8 protein-coding genes are annotated in these 15438 nt (G+C 40.0%); 5 read left to right on the forward strand and 3 right to left on the reverse strand.

Features of this window, described 5'->3' with window-relative positions; genetic code table 11:
- Positions 1-147: 147 nt before the first annotated feature.
- Positions 148-3057: a leucine-rich repeat domain-containing protein gene (locus ACMX3D_RS28835; RefSeq protein ID WP_482749187.1), complete on the reverse strand. Its 2910-nt coding sequence runs from the start codon at positions 3055-3057 to the stop codon at positions 148-150.
- Between the two features lie 899 nt (positions 3058-3956).
- Here ACMX3D_RS28835 and ACMX3D_RS28840 point away from each other — a divergent pair.
- On the forward strand, positions 3957-4742 hold the full coding sequence (locus ACMX3D_RS28840; RefSeq protein WP_482749188.1) for an RNA ligase family protein: 786 nt from the start codon (positions 3957-3959) through the stop codon (positions 4740-4742).
- 166 nt (positions 4743-4908) lie between these two features.
- Positions 4909-6045: an AAA family ATPase gene (locus tag ACMX3D_RS28845; RefSeq protein WP_482749189.1), complete on the forward strand. Its 1137-nt coding sequence runs from the start codon at positions 4909-4911 to the stop codon at positions 6043-6045.
- Between the two features lie 124 nt (positions 6046-6169).
- Here the strand turns inward: ACMX3D_RS28845 and psbA are convergent, their stop codons facing one another.
- Entirely contained in the window at positions 6170-7252 is a 1083-nt protein-coding gene (gene psbA, locus ACMX3D_RS28850) for a photosystem II q(b) protein (protein WP_482749190.1), read from the reverse strand.
- A gap of 798 nt (positions 7253-8050) precedes the next feature.
- Positions 8051-9937, reverse strand: a complete 1887-nt coding sequence (locus ACMX3D_RS28855; protein WP_482749191.1) for an ABC transporter ATP-binding protein — start codon at positions 9935-9937, stop codon at positions 8051-8053.
- 511 nt (positions 9938-10448) lie between these two features.
- Here ACMX3D_RS28855 and ACMX3D_RS28860 point away from each other — a divergent pair.
- The 3 genes from ACMX3D_RS28860 (at position 10449) to ACMX3D_RS28870 (ending at position 15433) form a co-directional block, all read left to right on the forward strand.
- The gene (locus ACMX3D_RS28860; RefSeq protein ID WP_482749192.1) at positions 10449-11135 is read left to right on the forward strand and encodes an AAA-like domain-containing protein; all 687 of its coding nucleotides are present in this window, start codon (positions 10449-10451) and stop codon (positions 11133-11135) included.
- 13 nt (positions 11136-11148) lie between these two features.
- Entirely contained in the window at positions 11149-11763 is a 615-nt protein-coding gene (locus tag ACMX3D_RS28865; protein ID WP_482749193.1) for an AAA-like domain-containing protein, read from the forward strand.
- 922 nt (positions 11764-12685) lie between these two features.
- Positions 12686-15433, forward strand: coding sequence for a hypothetical protein (locus ACMX3D_RS28870; protein WP_482749194.1), 2748 nt, complete (start codon positions 12686-12688; stop codon positions 15431-15433).
- Positions 15434-15438 lie beyond the last annotated feature (5 nt).

The raw sequence follows: 15438 nt of genomic DNA on the forward strand, positions 1-15438 counted from the left end.
CCTCCGAACTTGATTTTACCGGAAATCTGGGTGGTAAAGTGAGCTAGGGGTTAGAGGCTAGGGGCTAGAGAAGAAATATTTTCATTCTTGTTTTGAAATAGGATAACTTCTGACTACGGCAATATAAACAAATCTACTCCCCACTCCCTAACGTTTATATTCTGCTGCGTGGTGTTCGCACAGCCAAAGGTAATGTCCTTCTGGTGTTAACACTTTCTTGAGTCCGCCCCAGTGTTGTTGGGGGTCTTTTTCTTCTAACAGTTGACGCAACGCACGCAACGCTGCACCGTCGGCGCGTTCGGGATCTAAATATTCACCTTTGGCAATTTTGTCTGCTAATTCTAAATCTTCGGCATCTTGAATCTCTGGTAATTTCTCGGCTAGTTCTTTAAATAATTCCAAATCATTCTTATAAATTGCTTCGTATTCTTTGGGATCTACCACACCCAGCCAAGGGCCAATTATGGGTGCGGCAAATCTCAAGACTTTGAATAATTTACAAATATAAGGTGCAGTTGCTCTCAACCATTTGGCAGGTTCATCTATTTCATATAAACCGCCTGCTTGGGTGGGATGCCAACAGCCTGGGGCTTGACAATAAAGTTGTAAATCTATTTTTTGTCCGGCTATGGCTTTTCGCCAAGATTTACCACTACGCGGACGTAAGACAAAGATATTAGGGCAATGCGAATCGATTTTTGCTTGTTCGCGGCGAAATACATTAGTAAATTCTCGTTGTGACAGTTCGCGCAGGTTTTTGAGTTCATTGAGAATGATTGCTTGTTTATCAACAACTTTTGTTTCTAATTCATCAATGCGTTCTAATACTGCATTTTGTGTATTGAAATTTAAACCATACAAAAGTTCGGCAACTGAGACATCTTCTATTGCTTCGGGACATTCAATTGTGGCTTTCTTTTTTTCCCAACGTTTGGATAATTGGTGATAGTCAAATTCGTGGGTGCAGGGTTCGCCATTATGACCAAGACAGGGGATAGTGCGTTGAATATCTAAGCCGGGAAACCTGGAGAGAGTTACTTCAATACCATCCCGCAATAGGACGAAGAAATTCAAGGGATTAGCACCGCGTACTGTTAGTTTAATATAGCGATCGCCTTTGACAGCTTCCACCAAAGCTAAATGTTCTTGCTCATAAGCCAACAATGCACCGTTGCGCCAATGGGTGTTAGTTGTAAAGCGGTGTTGACGCGCAATAAACCAAGTCGGAATCCCCGCCGGAATGGTATTGAGTTTGAACTTCATGGAAATTTCATTGCAATTTCCTCTGGTTTTGATTTGCTGCCATTTGGGTTCGTAATTCGGCGGGTCGAAAGGCAAACGTTCAACAATTAAACTGATATCCCGATTTTCTAAAGTGCGGTAGGAAAGGTCAAAACGTTCCATCAGCCGGAGAAAATGATCACGCATTGATGGGGCTAAGTCTTGCCAGAGTTTATCCATTTCCTGGCGGGTAAAAATGCCAAACTTATTAATTACTTCTTCGCTTTCCAGAACCTTGCTGATGTATTGAGTCACCCACTGTGGTTTGAGGATAACTGTATCATTGAGTTCTTCATTGTCTTGGAAATAGAGAATTTCGCCTAATTCATGCAGCCATTGCGCCAGCACTTCTTTACTAATGTCCGCAACTCCAGACTCAGCCATGATTTTCCACAATTGCTGCGGCGTGATGTATTTTTCTGGCTGGGAACGAATGGTGTTAGCAGCATTGAGCCAAGTGGTAGGCCAGATTTCACCCATTAAGGGCAGTTTAGCAGCAGTGTCAGCAATTGCTTGGCGGAGTTCTTCAATACCGAGGCTGGTTTTAGAACTAATTTTGCAGTGTTCGACAATTTGCGGGTATTTGTCCCGTAACTCTTTGAGGGGAAGGTCAGCGTCGCGTTCATCGATGTGGGTGGCGACAAGTAAAATGGGTGATTCTGGGGCTAAGGCTTTGATGGTATCTAGCCAATAGTAGAGTTTACCTTGCTCAAATCCCAGTCGCGCATTCCAGGCAAGTAAGAATAGGGAACGGTTGGTGAGGAAGAATTGGTGAGTGGCGTGATATATTTCCTGTCCGCCAAAGTCCCAGGTGTTCAGCTGCATGGTGACATCTGGTTTGGCGGGGTGAGTTATGGCGAGGGATTTGATTTCAATGCCGTGGGTGGTTGATTCTTGGGTGTCGAATGCTTCACCGCGTAATGCTCTTAATAAGGATGTTTTACCTACACCCCCTTCACCGACTACTAGCAGTTTAGAAACCCATTGCTGTTCTCTATCTTCTAACCTTTCTCGAAGATAAGTCAAAATTGCCTGAGTTCCTTGCTTGACAATTTCAGGTGGTGGTGAGGTTATGGGGTTGTGATCGAAGTATAGCGTTGTCAAGTTGGAGAGTTGGCTAATTTCTGGTGGCAGACTCCTGAGTTGATTGTGATCAAGGTATAGCGTTGTCAAGTTGGCGAGTTGGCTAATTTCTGGTGGCAGACTCCTGAGTTGATTGTGATCAAGGTATAGCCTTGTCAAGTTGGCGAGTTGGCTGATTTCTGGTGGCAAGCTGCTCAGTTGATTGTTCTCGAGGTATAGCCTTGTCAAGTTGGCGAGTTGGCTGATTTCTGGTGGCAGGCTGCTCAGTTGATTGCCACCGAGGTATAGCTGTGTCAAGTTGGCGAGTTGGCTGATTTCTGGTGGCAGGCTGCTCAGTTGATTGATAGCGAGGGATAACTGCTTCAAGTTGGCGAGTTGGCTGATTTCTGGTGGCAAGCTGCTCAGTTGATTGACATAGAGGTATAGCGTTGTCAAGTTGGCGAGTTGGCTGATTTCTGGTGGCAAGCTGCTCAGTTGATTGTCACCGAGGGATAGCGTTGTCAAGTTGGCGAGTTGGCCGATTTCTGATGGCAGGCTGCTTAGTCGATTGTTAGAGAGGTCTAGCTCTTTCAAGTGAGAGAGTTGGCCAATTTCTGGTGGCAGACTGCTGAGTTGCTTGTCAGAGAGGTTTAGCTTTGTTACCTTTTCCTTGGCAGCTTGTTCAATAATGTGCAACAGTTCTTCGTTTGTCACCTGCAAACCTCACCAACTCTGTAGCGATATTTACCAGAATAGTTTACTGCAAGTTCACTTATAAGCCTGTGTATATTAATCCTTAATTCGTAGTTTGTAATCAGGGTTGCAGACTTGTTAACTTAGAACACACAAGTCGAAAATTTTCATGTTGAAACATATCCTACCTAGAACTAAAGTTCCAGGCTAATAGCGAAAGTCCACTCAAGTGGACTGGAATCAATTTTTTGTTGAGTCTTACCCAGAGGATTTGCACTATGAGATTCGGAATAAATTCCGAGGCTTGCTTATTCACAAATATCAAAGACTCGTCCACGAGTATCAAAGACTCGTCCACGAGTATCAAAGACTCATCCACGAGTATCAAAGACTCACTCACGAGTATTAACCACTCATCCGCGAGTATCAAAGACTCACTCACGAGTATTAAACACTCGTCCGCCAGTATCAAAGACTCGCTCACGAGTATCAAAGACTCGTCCACGAGTATTAAACTCTCATTCATGAATATCAAAGACTCGCCCGCGAGTATTAAACACTCGTTCACGAATATCAAAGACTCATTCACCAGTAAAGTTAGGTGTAGGTTGGGTAGAGGAACGGAACCCAACATTATTCAGACTACGATTCTCTTAACTACGATCGCACTCTATCAACACTTTCATCAGCTGCAAATTACCAAAAAATTCGTCAAGCGATCGCTCTATTTCCGAAAACGCTGCGGCTGCTTGTGAAGTATGTAATTATCAAAATACATCCTTGGAAAACTACGGTAACGGCTTATGTAGTCCTTCAGTCTCAATCAAATTCATTTCACTGGCGAATGCAAAAACCCCCTCTTGATTCGGTGGAAGTTCGCCACGCAGTTATTTGATTGCAGTCACCAAGGTAGAAAAGTCATGGAACAAATTTATAAATATCCGCGTACCCATCACATCGAAGGTTCGCGGTTGCAGCCTGGGGATGAAGATTTAGACAGCGTTCCCTTTAGTGCGATTAAAAGTCAGTATGTAGTCGTAGAAGAAAAAGTTGATGGCGCAAACGCGGCTATCAGCTTTACCTCTAACGGGCAAATTCGATTGCAAAGCCGCGGACATTATTTAACAGGTGGTGCAAGAGAAAAGCACTTTAACTTATTTAAACAATGGGCGCATACTCACGCAGCCGCATTTTGGGAAGTACTAGGTAATCGTTTCATTCTCTTTGGTGAATGGCTGTATGCCAAGCACACAGTTTTTTACGATGCTTTACCGCATTACTTTCTAGAATACGATGTGCTGGATTTAGAACAGCAAGTGTTTCTCAGCACCAAGAACCGCCAGGAGTTACTTGCAGATTTACCTTTGGTGTCTGTACCTGTTTTGTTTGCTGGCGAACTGGAATCTTATCAACAACTCATCGCACTGCTAGGAAAGTCCTACTACCAAACCTCAGAACATTTGCAGCGTTTCCAGCAAATTTGTCTGGAACAGGGACTAGATGTGGAACGTTCTCTCAAACAAACTGACCAAAGTGCTTTGATGGAAGGTTTATACATTAAAGTCGAGCCACAAGCAACGGTGACAGCCCGTTATAAATATGTGCGTTCCAGCTTTTTAACCACCATTCAGCAGTCTGATGGACATTGGCTGAACCGCCCGATAATTCCAAATCAGCTGCATCCTAGTGCAGATTTGTTTAGCTAACGTGAGTCCAATGTACCTCTCCCCAACCCCTCTCCGACGTGGAGAGGGGCAGAAATATTTCACTGTTTTAACGTAAAATTCGGGTTTTCAAAGCCTCTCTCCTGGCAGGGGAGAGGTTTGGAGAGGGGTTTTATCAGATAGAAATTTTTAGTTTGAAGGTATCAATATGAATTCCTTAGTTCAAGATTGGAAATTTCCTGATTGTCCTGGTGAAACTGACTGGACGATTAACTGGTCAGCGTTGGAAGCAAAATTTGATTGGTTGCGATCGCTTGCTGATTGTCCCCAAGACCCGCGTTATCATGCTGAGGGTAATGTTCTCATTCATACAAAACTTGTATGTCAGGCGTTAGTCGCTTTACCCCAATGGCGAAAATTACCAGCCAAAGAACGTTCTGTATTATTTGCGGCGGCTTTGCTGCATGATGTCGCTAAACCCGCAGCCACTCAAATAGAAACAGATGGTGCTGTTTCTTCTAAAGGTCACGTCCTCCAAGGGGCGAAAATGGCACAGGAAATTCTTTGGGATTTAAATGTGCCATTCGCGGAACGGGAAGCAGTTGTGGCTTTGGTGAAATATGGCAGTTTACCACTGTGGTTTTGGGATAAACCCAACCCGGAACAGGCAGTAATTAAAGCGAGTCAAATAGTTCGTTGCGATATGCTGGGTTTACTAGCAGAAGCAGATGTGCGGGGACGTTACTGCAACGACCAAGCACAATTATTAGAACGGATTGAATTTTTCCGCGAGTTTTGCCAAGAAAATCAATGTTTTGACCAACCGCGTGCATTTCCTTCCGCCCACAGTCGGTTTGTGTATTTCCAAAAGGAAAATGGCAACCCAGACTATGCAGCCTACGATGATACGCGCTTTGGCGTAGTGATGATGTCAGGTTTACCTGGTGCGGGGAAAGATACTTGGATAAAAGAAAATCTTCCTGAATGGCGAGTAATTTCTCTAGATGAACTGCGGAAACAGATGGGTATTAGCCCTGAAGACGACCAAGGTGCAGTTATAAATGCAGCCAAAACCATAGCGAAGCAATATATGCGTGACGGACAATCTTTTGTTTGGAATGCAACTAATATTAGTAGGCAATTGCGGGGGATGCTAACTCGTTTGTTTGCTAGTTATCAAGCCAACATTCGCATTGTTTATTTAGAAGTTCCTTGGGATGAATTGCTGCAAAGAAATTGCGATCGCTCTGCTAAACTTCCAGAAAAGGTACTTTATAAATTAAAGCAGCGTCTAGAAGTGCCAGATATTACAGAAGCACACTCTGTAGATTGGCTAGTGCAGTGAATATGTTGGGATGCGATCGCCTTTAATTATGATGTGGTTGAAGAGCGATCGCATCATAATAAAAAACACCCTCCATTCAGGAGAGTGCTTTTTATTAATTAGTTACTACTTCAATCTGTGAGAATTAGCCGTTGATAGCAGGAGCGCTGATAGCAACAGGAGCAACATCACCAGCAGCTAAGTCTAAGGGGAAGTTGTGAGCATTGCGCTCGTGCATTACTTCCATACCCAAGTTAGCGCGGTTGATGATATCAGCCCAGGTGTTGATGACGCGACCTTGAGAATCAATCACAGACTGGTTGAAGTTGAAACCGTTGAGGTTGAACGCCATTGTGCTTACGCCCAACGCGGTGAACCAGATGCCGATTACAGGCCATGCAGCTAGGAAGAAGTGCAAGGAACGGCTGTTGTTGAAGGACGCGTATTGGAAGATTAAGCGACCGAAGTAACCGTGTGCTGCTACGATGTTGTAGGTTTCTTCTTCTTGACCGAATTTGTAACCGTAGTTTTGGGATTCGTTTTCGGTTGTTTCACGAACTAAGGAAGAAGTTACCAAGCTTCCGTGCATTGCACTGAACAAGCTACCACCGAATACACCAGCCACACCTAACATGTGGAAGGGGTGCATCAGGATGTTGTGTTCTGCTTGGAACACGATCATGAAGTTGAATGTTCCAGAAATACCCAAGGGCATACCATCACTGAAGGAACCTTGTCCGATGGGGTAGATCAAGAATACTGCGGTTGCTGCTGCTACTGGTGCAGAGAATGCTAGGCAGATCCAAGGACGCATACCCAAGCGGTAGGATAGTTCCCACTCACGTCCTAAGTAGCAGAATACGCCAATCAGGAAGTGGAAGATTACCAACTGGTAAGGGCCACCGTTGTACAACCATTCGTCTAAGGATGCTGCTTCCCAAATTGGGTAGAAGTGCAAACCGATAGCGTTGGAGGATGGTACTACTGCACCGGAGATGATGTTGTTTCCGTAGAGTAAGGAACCTGCAACAGGCTCACGGATACCATCGATGTCTACGGGGGGTGCTGCGATGAAGGCGATTACGAAGCAGGTGGTTGCTGCGAGCAGGGTAGGGATCATTAGTACGCCGAACCAGCCGATGTATAGGCGGTTGTTGGTGCTGGTGATCCAGTTACAGAACTGCTCCCATATGTTGGCGCTTTTGCGCTGTTCTAAGGTTGCTGTCATGGTTTTATGATTGCGATTGCGTTGTTTACGCAGGAATAATTACTTATGATGTTTTTATCTTAAAGACTTTGTAACGGCTTGTAAAGAAGTCTGACGAAAAGCTTACTTAACACTTTCATAAGTGCAGCTTATAAAAAAAATACCTCTGCAAAGGGGCGATCGCCCTGCTAATGCTAAACTTCCCAAAAAGTGCTTTATAGTTTAAAGCAGTGTCTAAAAGTACCAGATATTAACGAACAAATCTCAATCTAGCCCTAATTTTTTTAATATACCAATTATTGAATTAGTTAATTATTACGTTCAGCAGTGTTTGACTATTGGTAGAAGTCAAGGTATGCGTAATTTTAGAAAATGGATGGAAAATAATTTGTATAGCAGTCGAAGCAGAGATAACGACAAAGACTAATGATCAAACATGGAAACTGAGTGACTTTAAAGCCTGTTCCCTGTTCCCTGTTCCCTGCTATAAAACAAGGGAACTTAGTAACATTAATTAAAGGGATAGATGACATTCGCTAATTGCGAAGCACCCATCCCTGGATAGCTGCCCAGATGACTAACCTGGAACCCTATAATTTGGTATCTTATCAACCTAGTATCAGCCGAGATAGGTCAATTGTCACTGGGATAGATACGGATATAGCAGATATTTGTGAAAACATTGTAAAGATATGAGAGGATAATGCTCAATTATGTGTTTATCGGGAAATTTTCAGTAATAGCCTTTATTACCTACTTACGTACAGGTAATTAAACATCCCAGTAGCTAAATTTGAGGGAAGTCACCCAAGTTTTTGATTATATTGTGCGCAGATGCCGACTACGTATGCGTTCTGGGCTACCTGTAGGAATCGAAGCAATTAACTTTTGTGTGTAAGCTTCTTTGGGTTCGCGGTAGATGCTTTCGGCTGTACCTTGTTCAACAATTTGACCACGATTCATGACTAAAATGCGATCGCTCATAAATTTCACTACACTCAAATCATGAGAAATAAAGATATAAGTGAGTTGAAATTCGTCTTGCAATTCTTTCAACAAATTCAATACTTGCGCCTGTACCGACACATCTAGCGCTGAAACTGATTCATCACAAATGATAAATTTTGGATTTAATGCCAAAGAACGGGCAATACAAATCCGCTGACGTTGACCACCAGAAAACTGATGGGGATAGCGACTCATCGCATCTGCACTCAAACCCACCCGTTCTAAAAGTTCCGCAACTCTATCTCGCCGTTGTTTAACTGTTTTACCTACAGAGTGAATTAACAACGGTTCCATGATTGCATCACCCACTTTCATGCGGGGGTCGAGGGCGCTAAAGGGGTTTTGAAAGACAATTTGCATTTCGCGCCGGAGTTTTTGCAAAGCTTGACCCTTGAGGTTGGTGATATTTTGCCCATCAAAAATAATCTCACCACTCATCGGTTCAATTAACCGTAGCAAACTCCTACCGAGAGTAGTTTTACCGCAACCAGATTCACCCACCAACCCCAAAGTTTCCCCTGGTTTAACATCAAAAGAAACATTATTAACTGCCATGTTGTAGCGTTTTGTACCACCAAACACTCCCCGCACCGGGAAACCCACTTTTAGGTTACGAATTTGCAATAAAGGTGGCTTGTCTTCCAGATTTGTCAATCGAGTAGTAATTTCTTCTGGAGAAACTTCTAGTGGTTGTGGCGGTTCTTTTGCCTGAATTAACAAATCTCCGTTAGCTGTTTCCTCCACACTCATATAATCAGAAACCGTTAGCAGTTTGTGAGGACGACGGTTAAGTGTGGGGCGACAAGCTACCAATCCCTTAGTATATGGATGTTGAGGGTTACTAAAGATATCTGCGGCGGCACCGTATTCAACAATTTTACCTTTGTACATCACCGCGACTTTATCGGCAATTTCTGAGATTAATCCCAAGTCGTGGGTGATAAAAATCAATGCCATCTCGCGGGTTTGTTGCAATTCGCGTAACAAATCAATAATTGTGGCTTGCACCGTCACATCTAAGGCTGTGGTTGGTTCATCTGCAATTAACAGTAATGGGTTGCAAGAAATTGCCATTGCAATCATCACCCGTTGCAACTGTCCGCCGGAAAGTTGATGCGGGTAACGGTCTAAGATGGCTTCTTTATGCTGTTTGACCAACTGTGCCAGCTTGTAATCATCTGGTATGGGTGAATGGGGGTTAGTTTGCGGCCAAGTTTCGAGATACTGTTGTTTGATTTGTTCATCACTAGGAAGAAGTTTGACTTCTTGTAAACCTGCGATCGCAATTTGCCTAGCTTCAGTTATCGAAACATTTTGATGGCGCATAATCGCTTCTGTTAGCTGAAATCCAATTGTATAAACTGGATTCAGCGAACTCATTGGTTCTTGGAAAATCATTGCCAAGTCACCGCCTCGGTGTAGCTGCATTTGTTCGGGCGGTAACTCCACCAAATTAATCGGTTTGGCTTCTGGCTGCTGGCGAAACCAAATTTCCCCACCACTCACTTTACCGGGAGTTTGTAACAAGCCCATGACTGCGAGTGAAGTTACAGATTTGCCACTTCCTGATTCACCTACAATTCCTAGAGTTTCACCCCGATTGAGTTCAAAAGAAATTCCATCTACAGCTTTGAGACTATTGTCATCACTGGAAAATTCAACTTGGAGATTGCGAACCTCTAGGACTGTTTCTCTCATAGGAGTTGTGTATGGATTTCACAGAAAATTATTTGGATTTTAGCAGTTGTTTAGATGCTATGCTTGCAATCTTAGTTTTTGCTAATTTTAGCTTGACGTAAAAAATAACCCTTCAGGTTTAACATAAATACGCTTTCTCCAGAGAAAGGAAAACCTTCTCAAAGATAGGTTTAGCAGTATTCTTCGCTCTATTTTCACCTTTGGCGTTGCTTGCTATTTTTGGGAATGTTAGGCTGAGATTTTCTAGTGAAAGCAACTGTATCTTCTTTTACAGAGAATAATTCTGGCTATTACTCCGAGTTTGGTGTTAGACAAAGGATTTGGTCAAGACTTTAAAACAAGTATTGTATACGATAAATTTTTTGGTCAAAAAATAATTACTAAATTCCTATAGACATATGTCTATAGGAATTCTAGACTAGCAAAAATCCATACTGGATGTTGTGCAATTAAATCAAAAAATGATGTTAATAAGCACTTGCACATCCTCTCAAAATAATTAACTCATGAGATGACCATTGACGAACTCGTATACCTACTCAAAGCCAGCTTGCCCCAAAGTTTAACACCACTCCAAGAAATGCTGTTGCGTTATTCTTGGGAGGGAAAAACCTATGTAGATATGTCGCAAGAAACCAATTACGTTAAAGAGTACCTCAGTCGTACCGCTTCACAGTTATGGTCTAGTTTAAGCGACTTTTGGGGAGCATCAATTAATAAACATAACTTGCAGCAAGTTTTTGAATCACACCAACCAACCAAAGCCCAACAGCAAATAATTGAAAGCTATTGTCATCCAATTTCTACTTCTTGTATAGAATTTTCTGGCGCTCCGTTTGCTGCTGACTCTAAATTATATATTGAGCGTCTTCCAATTGAAATGCTGGCCTATGAAGAAGTGACCAAACCAGGTAGCATTACCCGCATCAAAGCACCTTGTAAAATGGGTAAAACTTCCTTGATGCTACGAATATTAGCTCAAGCTGAATCACAAAAATACCAAATAGTAATTATCGATTTTCAACAAGCAGAGAAAAATATATTTTCCAATATAGATTGTTTTTTTCGTTGGTTTAGTATTAATGTCAGTTATAAATTACAGTTAGAATCAAAACTCAATGAATATTGGGATGAAGACATCGGTAGGAAAGTCAGCTGCACCATTTATTTTGAACAATATTTATTAAAAAAAAACTAACACTGCTTTAGTCTTGGCGATAAAAGAAGTAAATTTACTTCTTGAGTATCCAGAAATTGCCAAAGATTTTTTTTCGCTTTTACGCTCTTGGTATGAACAAGCTAAAAGTGTCAAAGTTTGGCAAAAACTACGCTTAGTTATGACATATAGTACAGAAATTTATATTCCTCTTCATATTAATCAATCTCCTTTTAATGTCGGACTACCTCTAAAATTAAGAACATTCACATTAGAGGAAGTTTTATCTTTATCTAAATGTTATGGGATTGAGTTGACTCATAATCAAAATAAACAACTTATGGCTCTAGTAGGAGGTCATCCGTATTTAGTGCAACTAGCTTTTTACTATATCAGCGCCAGAGACTTAGCTTTTAAACAAATTATTCAAGAAGCAGCCACACCATCAGGAATTTATCATGACTATTTGCGCAGTTTATTGGGAATATTAAAATCAGAGCCAGAACTAGAAAATGCTTTTAAACAAGTTATTACTGCCAAACAACCTGTTAAGCTATTACCTCAGCTTGCGAATAAACTAGATAGTATTGGATTAATTAATATTAATGGCGAATTGGTAACTTATAGCTGTGAGCTTTATCGCTTATATTTTGAAAACCAATTAATTTAAAGCTCTTGAACTAATACCAAGAAAAGGTAAGCTTTTATAGATAAAGCTTGTATACATAGTTTTGATAGTTAGCTGTCAAAAAACACAGTTGCGTGCAATTGCGCGATAGTGCGGGAGGGGTGTTTTGACATTTATCAGTGATTAGGCAGGAGTAAAATTATATAATATATTTTCAATTATCAGCAAATTCAGTAGTAATTGTCCCTAGAAAAAAAGACAAAATTCCTAATTAACAAATTACGTCATTTTCCATTACTTTAGTCTAAGACAATAATCCTGAGCTTAGTTGTATATAAATCTAGCTAAAACTCTTCAATATAGCTTTTTAAACAGATAGTTAATTCAGTCTCTAGTTCAATAGCATTAACTCCTTGCCTGGTTTAAAATTCTCAGCAACATGTAGATCATGTATACACTTGTGAAAATCATCATACAACAAAAATGAATCATAAAAATCATCGACATTTTACAGAGATATTAGAGACATTTTTACAAGTATTTTGTCTTAAATAAAACTGTAATATGCTCATATTTTTTTCAAAGTGTTACTCATCAAGTTTTATGTTAAAGCAAGTAAACTGTCCAGATAGCATCATTGGCTGTAGTAACGGAGTATTTTTCTAGGCAACTTCTTAGAATAATTTTAAAGCGCATCATGACAAGCAAAACATTCCCTTATGTTTTGCTATTAATTCTACTTTAGAACAAGTAGTGTAAACTTGTTCTTCACCAGGGACATACGTAAATAAAAATTTTGTCGGATTTTGATTATTTGTTGAAGTCCAATTTCGTGCTTTTTAATCGAGAAAATACTCAAATTGTAAGTTCGATTTTTTTGCTTGAAAGTTTGTGAGTAACTCTTTAGTATTTCCCAAAATATTTTACCAAAATTACCAATTAAAACTATCTATTGGGTTGGCTCATGTGTAATCAATTACTTCTTGGTCAGCAATACATTAGGATAGCGCTGCTCACATTATTATTTCTGGCTCATTTAATATTCGATAAAGTAGAAGCCAAATCTCCTAAAATTAAAGAAGCAGCTAATAAATCTCCAGAAGAAGTATCTACTAAGATTTTTTTGAATTACAACTCATGTAGTTCAACATATATATGTATTGCACAAAATTTAACTTCAGAGCCAGTGAAGGTTTTTCCTAACCTTAATGAGCCGAATTATCCAGAATTATTTAATCGTCTACTTACACAAGACAATACTGATGAAACTGATACGAACAAGCCCAATACTCCAAATGAGCAGAATAAAAATCCAGTTTTAAACAAAAAAAATTTACAAATATTTATTTTAAATGCTCTGACTAATAGTGCCAGTATATATCCTTGGATAATTGACCCTAGAGATAATTTAAATTTTGCTTCAACTGCATTCAATCCGTTGAAAGGTAGTAACTACGTTGATTTTTCCATTAAATTCTCAGCAGAAGATCCAATAGTTGAGCGATTTACTTTTGCTCACTTTCCGCAACAAGACCAATTTTACTGGGTGCTACCTGGTAATCGAATTGTAGTGGAAACTCAAGGATGGCAAAGTGGGATTTTGTACCAAGGAGAAACCATAGATTTTGAAGAACTACAGACTGTGCGATTAACTCAAAGTCTTTGGGGGATACAATCAGTTTTTTCTCTTCCTCAAGGTTTTCAAGAGCTAGTAGGAAGAACTAGCCTCAATCAATTTTCTCTTCAATCAATTGCAGCAGAGTTAGTTAATCCACAGGGTATTCCCGCACCTTTTGTTAGGATTAATAGTCCGACTACAGCCAATAGTTCAGATATAGCTGCACTTCTTCCTAATATTTCTAATTTGAATGCCAATCTTCCCCCTTTAATTTTACAATTATTCCCTACAAACAATTTACAACCATTATTAGGAGATGTGAGTTTAAGTAGAGGAACAATAATTCCTAGAAAGAATTTAGAACAAGCCGGATTTGTTTGGGGAAATCCTTTAACTGGACAAAGAACACGATTTCAAGCTCAAATTACCTCTATGCCAGGAATTAAAGTTGGTAGTCGAGAACAATTTGGGAATTTTGATTTATTTGACATTTTGCTAAATCCTGATATTAGTGAAACGCAACGTAATTTATCTTACTTAAATTCACTATTTTGGGTTAATTTAGATCAAGAACAAACTACACTCAGAACTACAGATAAAACAGAAAATCAAAACTGGCAGAGATTTTATTTTAGTCGTCCTCATAATCGGACTTTATTGCAGTACGATACTTTAGAAGATAAAGCAACATATACTAATATTTATAGCAATCCTGGTGTTTCTTTATCTTTTGCGATCGCTCCAATAAATGTAGATCAAATACAAAGTGCTAATGCTTCGCTGGGAATGCTCGTGGGAGGAATTTTTGAATTCATCAATCCTCCAGAGTTAACACAAAGTTTACAAGAAGCTCAAGAGCGATTTTCTCGACAAGAAAATTTTGCACCTATCATCTCAAAAACAACACCAGAGCAAAGAAGAAAAATTAATCAAAACCTGAATAGAACACTGTTTTTAGGCAATCGTATAAGTAGTTTAGAACAAATTTCTGGAAGTTTTACCTTTCCGAGTACAATTACACCCAATAGCTCCAGTATCTTACAAATCCGCACTGGTAATCATCGCAGAACAGTACAATTCATAGATAGTCAATATACTTGGAGAGAAGGGGAGACTTATATTTCTAAAATAGATGTTTTCCATCGGAATTTTGGCAGTTTGACAGCAGTTAATATGCCTATTACTTCAAAACAAATATCTATGCTTCTGAATAATCGCTCATCAGCTTTACAGGAGAATTTAATTAGCCCTAATGGTCAGAATTTTGTGCAGAACTTTAATTCATCTGATACTAAAACAGTGCCGGTGAATATAAATTCATTTGATTTGACATTTGACAATATCGAATTAAGTCAAGATGGCCGACTCATTACTCATGTGCAAACTTTTGATGGATATTTATATTTACCTGCTGTGGAAGCTTTATGGGCAGGTTCTTCTGGTAATTGGAATTACAGTCTTAATTCAGGTGTTTGGTTTAATTTGAATGCAGATAATGCTTTTGATGTCGTAAATAATTTTGGTACTTCAGAGCCTACAGTTGGTGTTTATACTAATGGGTCATTAAACTATATCAATACCCATATAGAATTGAATGCCTCTGGGCAAACTCAAGCTATTACCAGCCACATTCCAGCGTTGCGATTTCATTGGAATAGTGGAGTAAACTACCAAAATCCTGCTTATATCAATTTGAGTTACTCCTTTCTGCGTCAAGACAGATATGGGAATAACTATTCATTGGCTACAGGAATCATATTTTATGATGAATCTGATCGTTTGAGACAAGCTGGTTTCTTTCAGGGTGCATTGGAATTAAGTACAGGGTTGGAGTTTAAAACTAATTTAGAAATCAGTGAAAATTTTTACTACACTCTAGAAGGTATTCAACGGGTAAACTCTAGTTGGTATTTTGGCGCTTATCTGCAAAATTTTGGGGATATTAATCGCGGTATAAGAAGCCGAGTTAATGATTTTTCTTATGGATTATTAATCAAGCGTGAAATTCTTAATAATGCTATGTTTTGGGAGTCTCGTTTGGGAATAAGTGGAGATACATTAGAAGCCCGTTTTGAAGGGGGTTTCCGATTTTAATCTCA

The organism is Anabaena sp. TISTR 8404 (assembly GCF_056847745.1).

Bases quoted from the DNA above. Each gene is read 5' to 3' on its own strand.
- ACMX3D_RS28840 (WP_482749188.1), top strand. From the start codon at position 3,957: ATGGAACAAATTTATAAATATCCGCGTACCCATCACATCGAAGGTTCG.
- ACMX3D_RS28845 (WP_482749189.1), top strand. From the start codon at position 4,909: ATGAATTCCTTAGTTCAAGATTGGAAATTTCCTGATTGTCCTGGTGAA.
- ACMX3D_RS28860 (WP_482749192.1), top strand. From the start codon at position 10,449: ATGACCATTGACGAACTCGTATACCTACTCAAAGCCAGCTTGCCCCAA.
- ACMX3D_RS28855 (WP_482749191.1), bottom strand. From the start codon at position 9,937: ATGAGAGAAACAGTCCTAGAGGTTCGCAATCTCCAAGTTGAATTTTCC.
- ACMX3D_RS28870 (WP_482749194.1), top strand. From the start codon at position 12,686: ATGTGTAATCAATTACTTCTTGGTCAGCAATACATTAGGATAGCGCTG.
- psbA (WP_482749190.1), bottom strand. From the start codon at position 7,252: ATGACAGCAACCTTAGAACAGCGCAAAAGCGCCAACATATGGGAGCAG.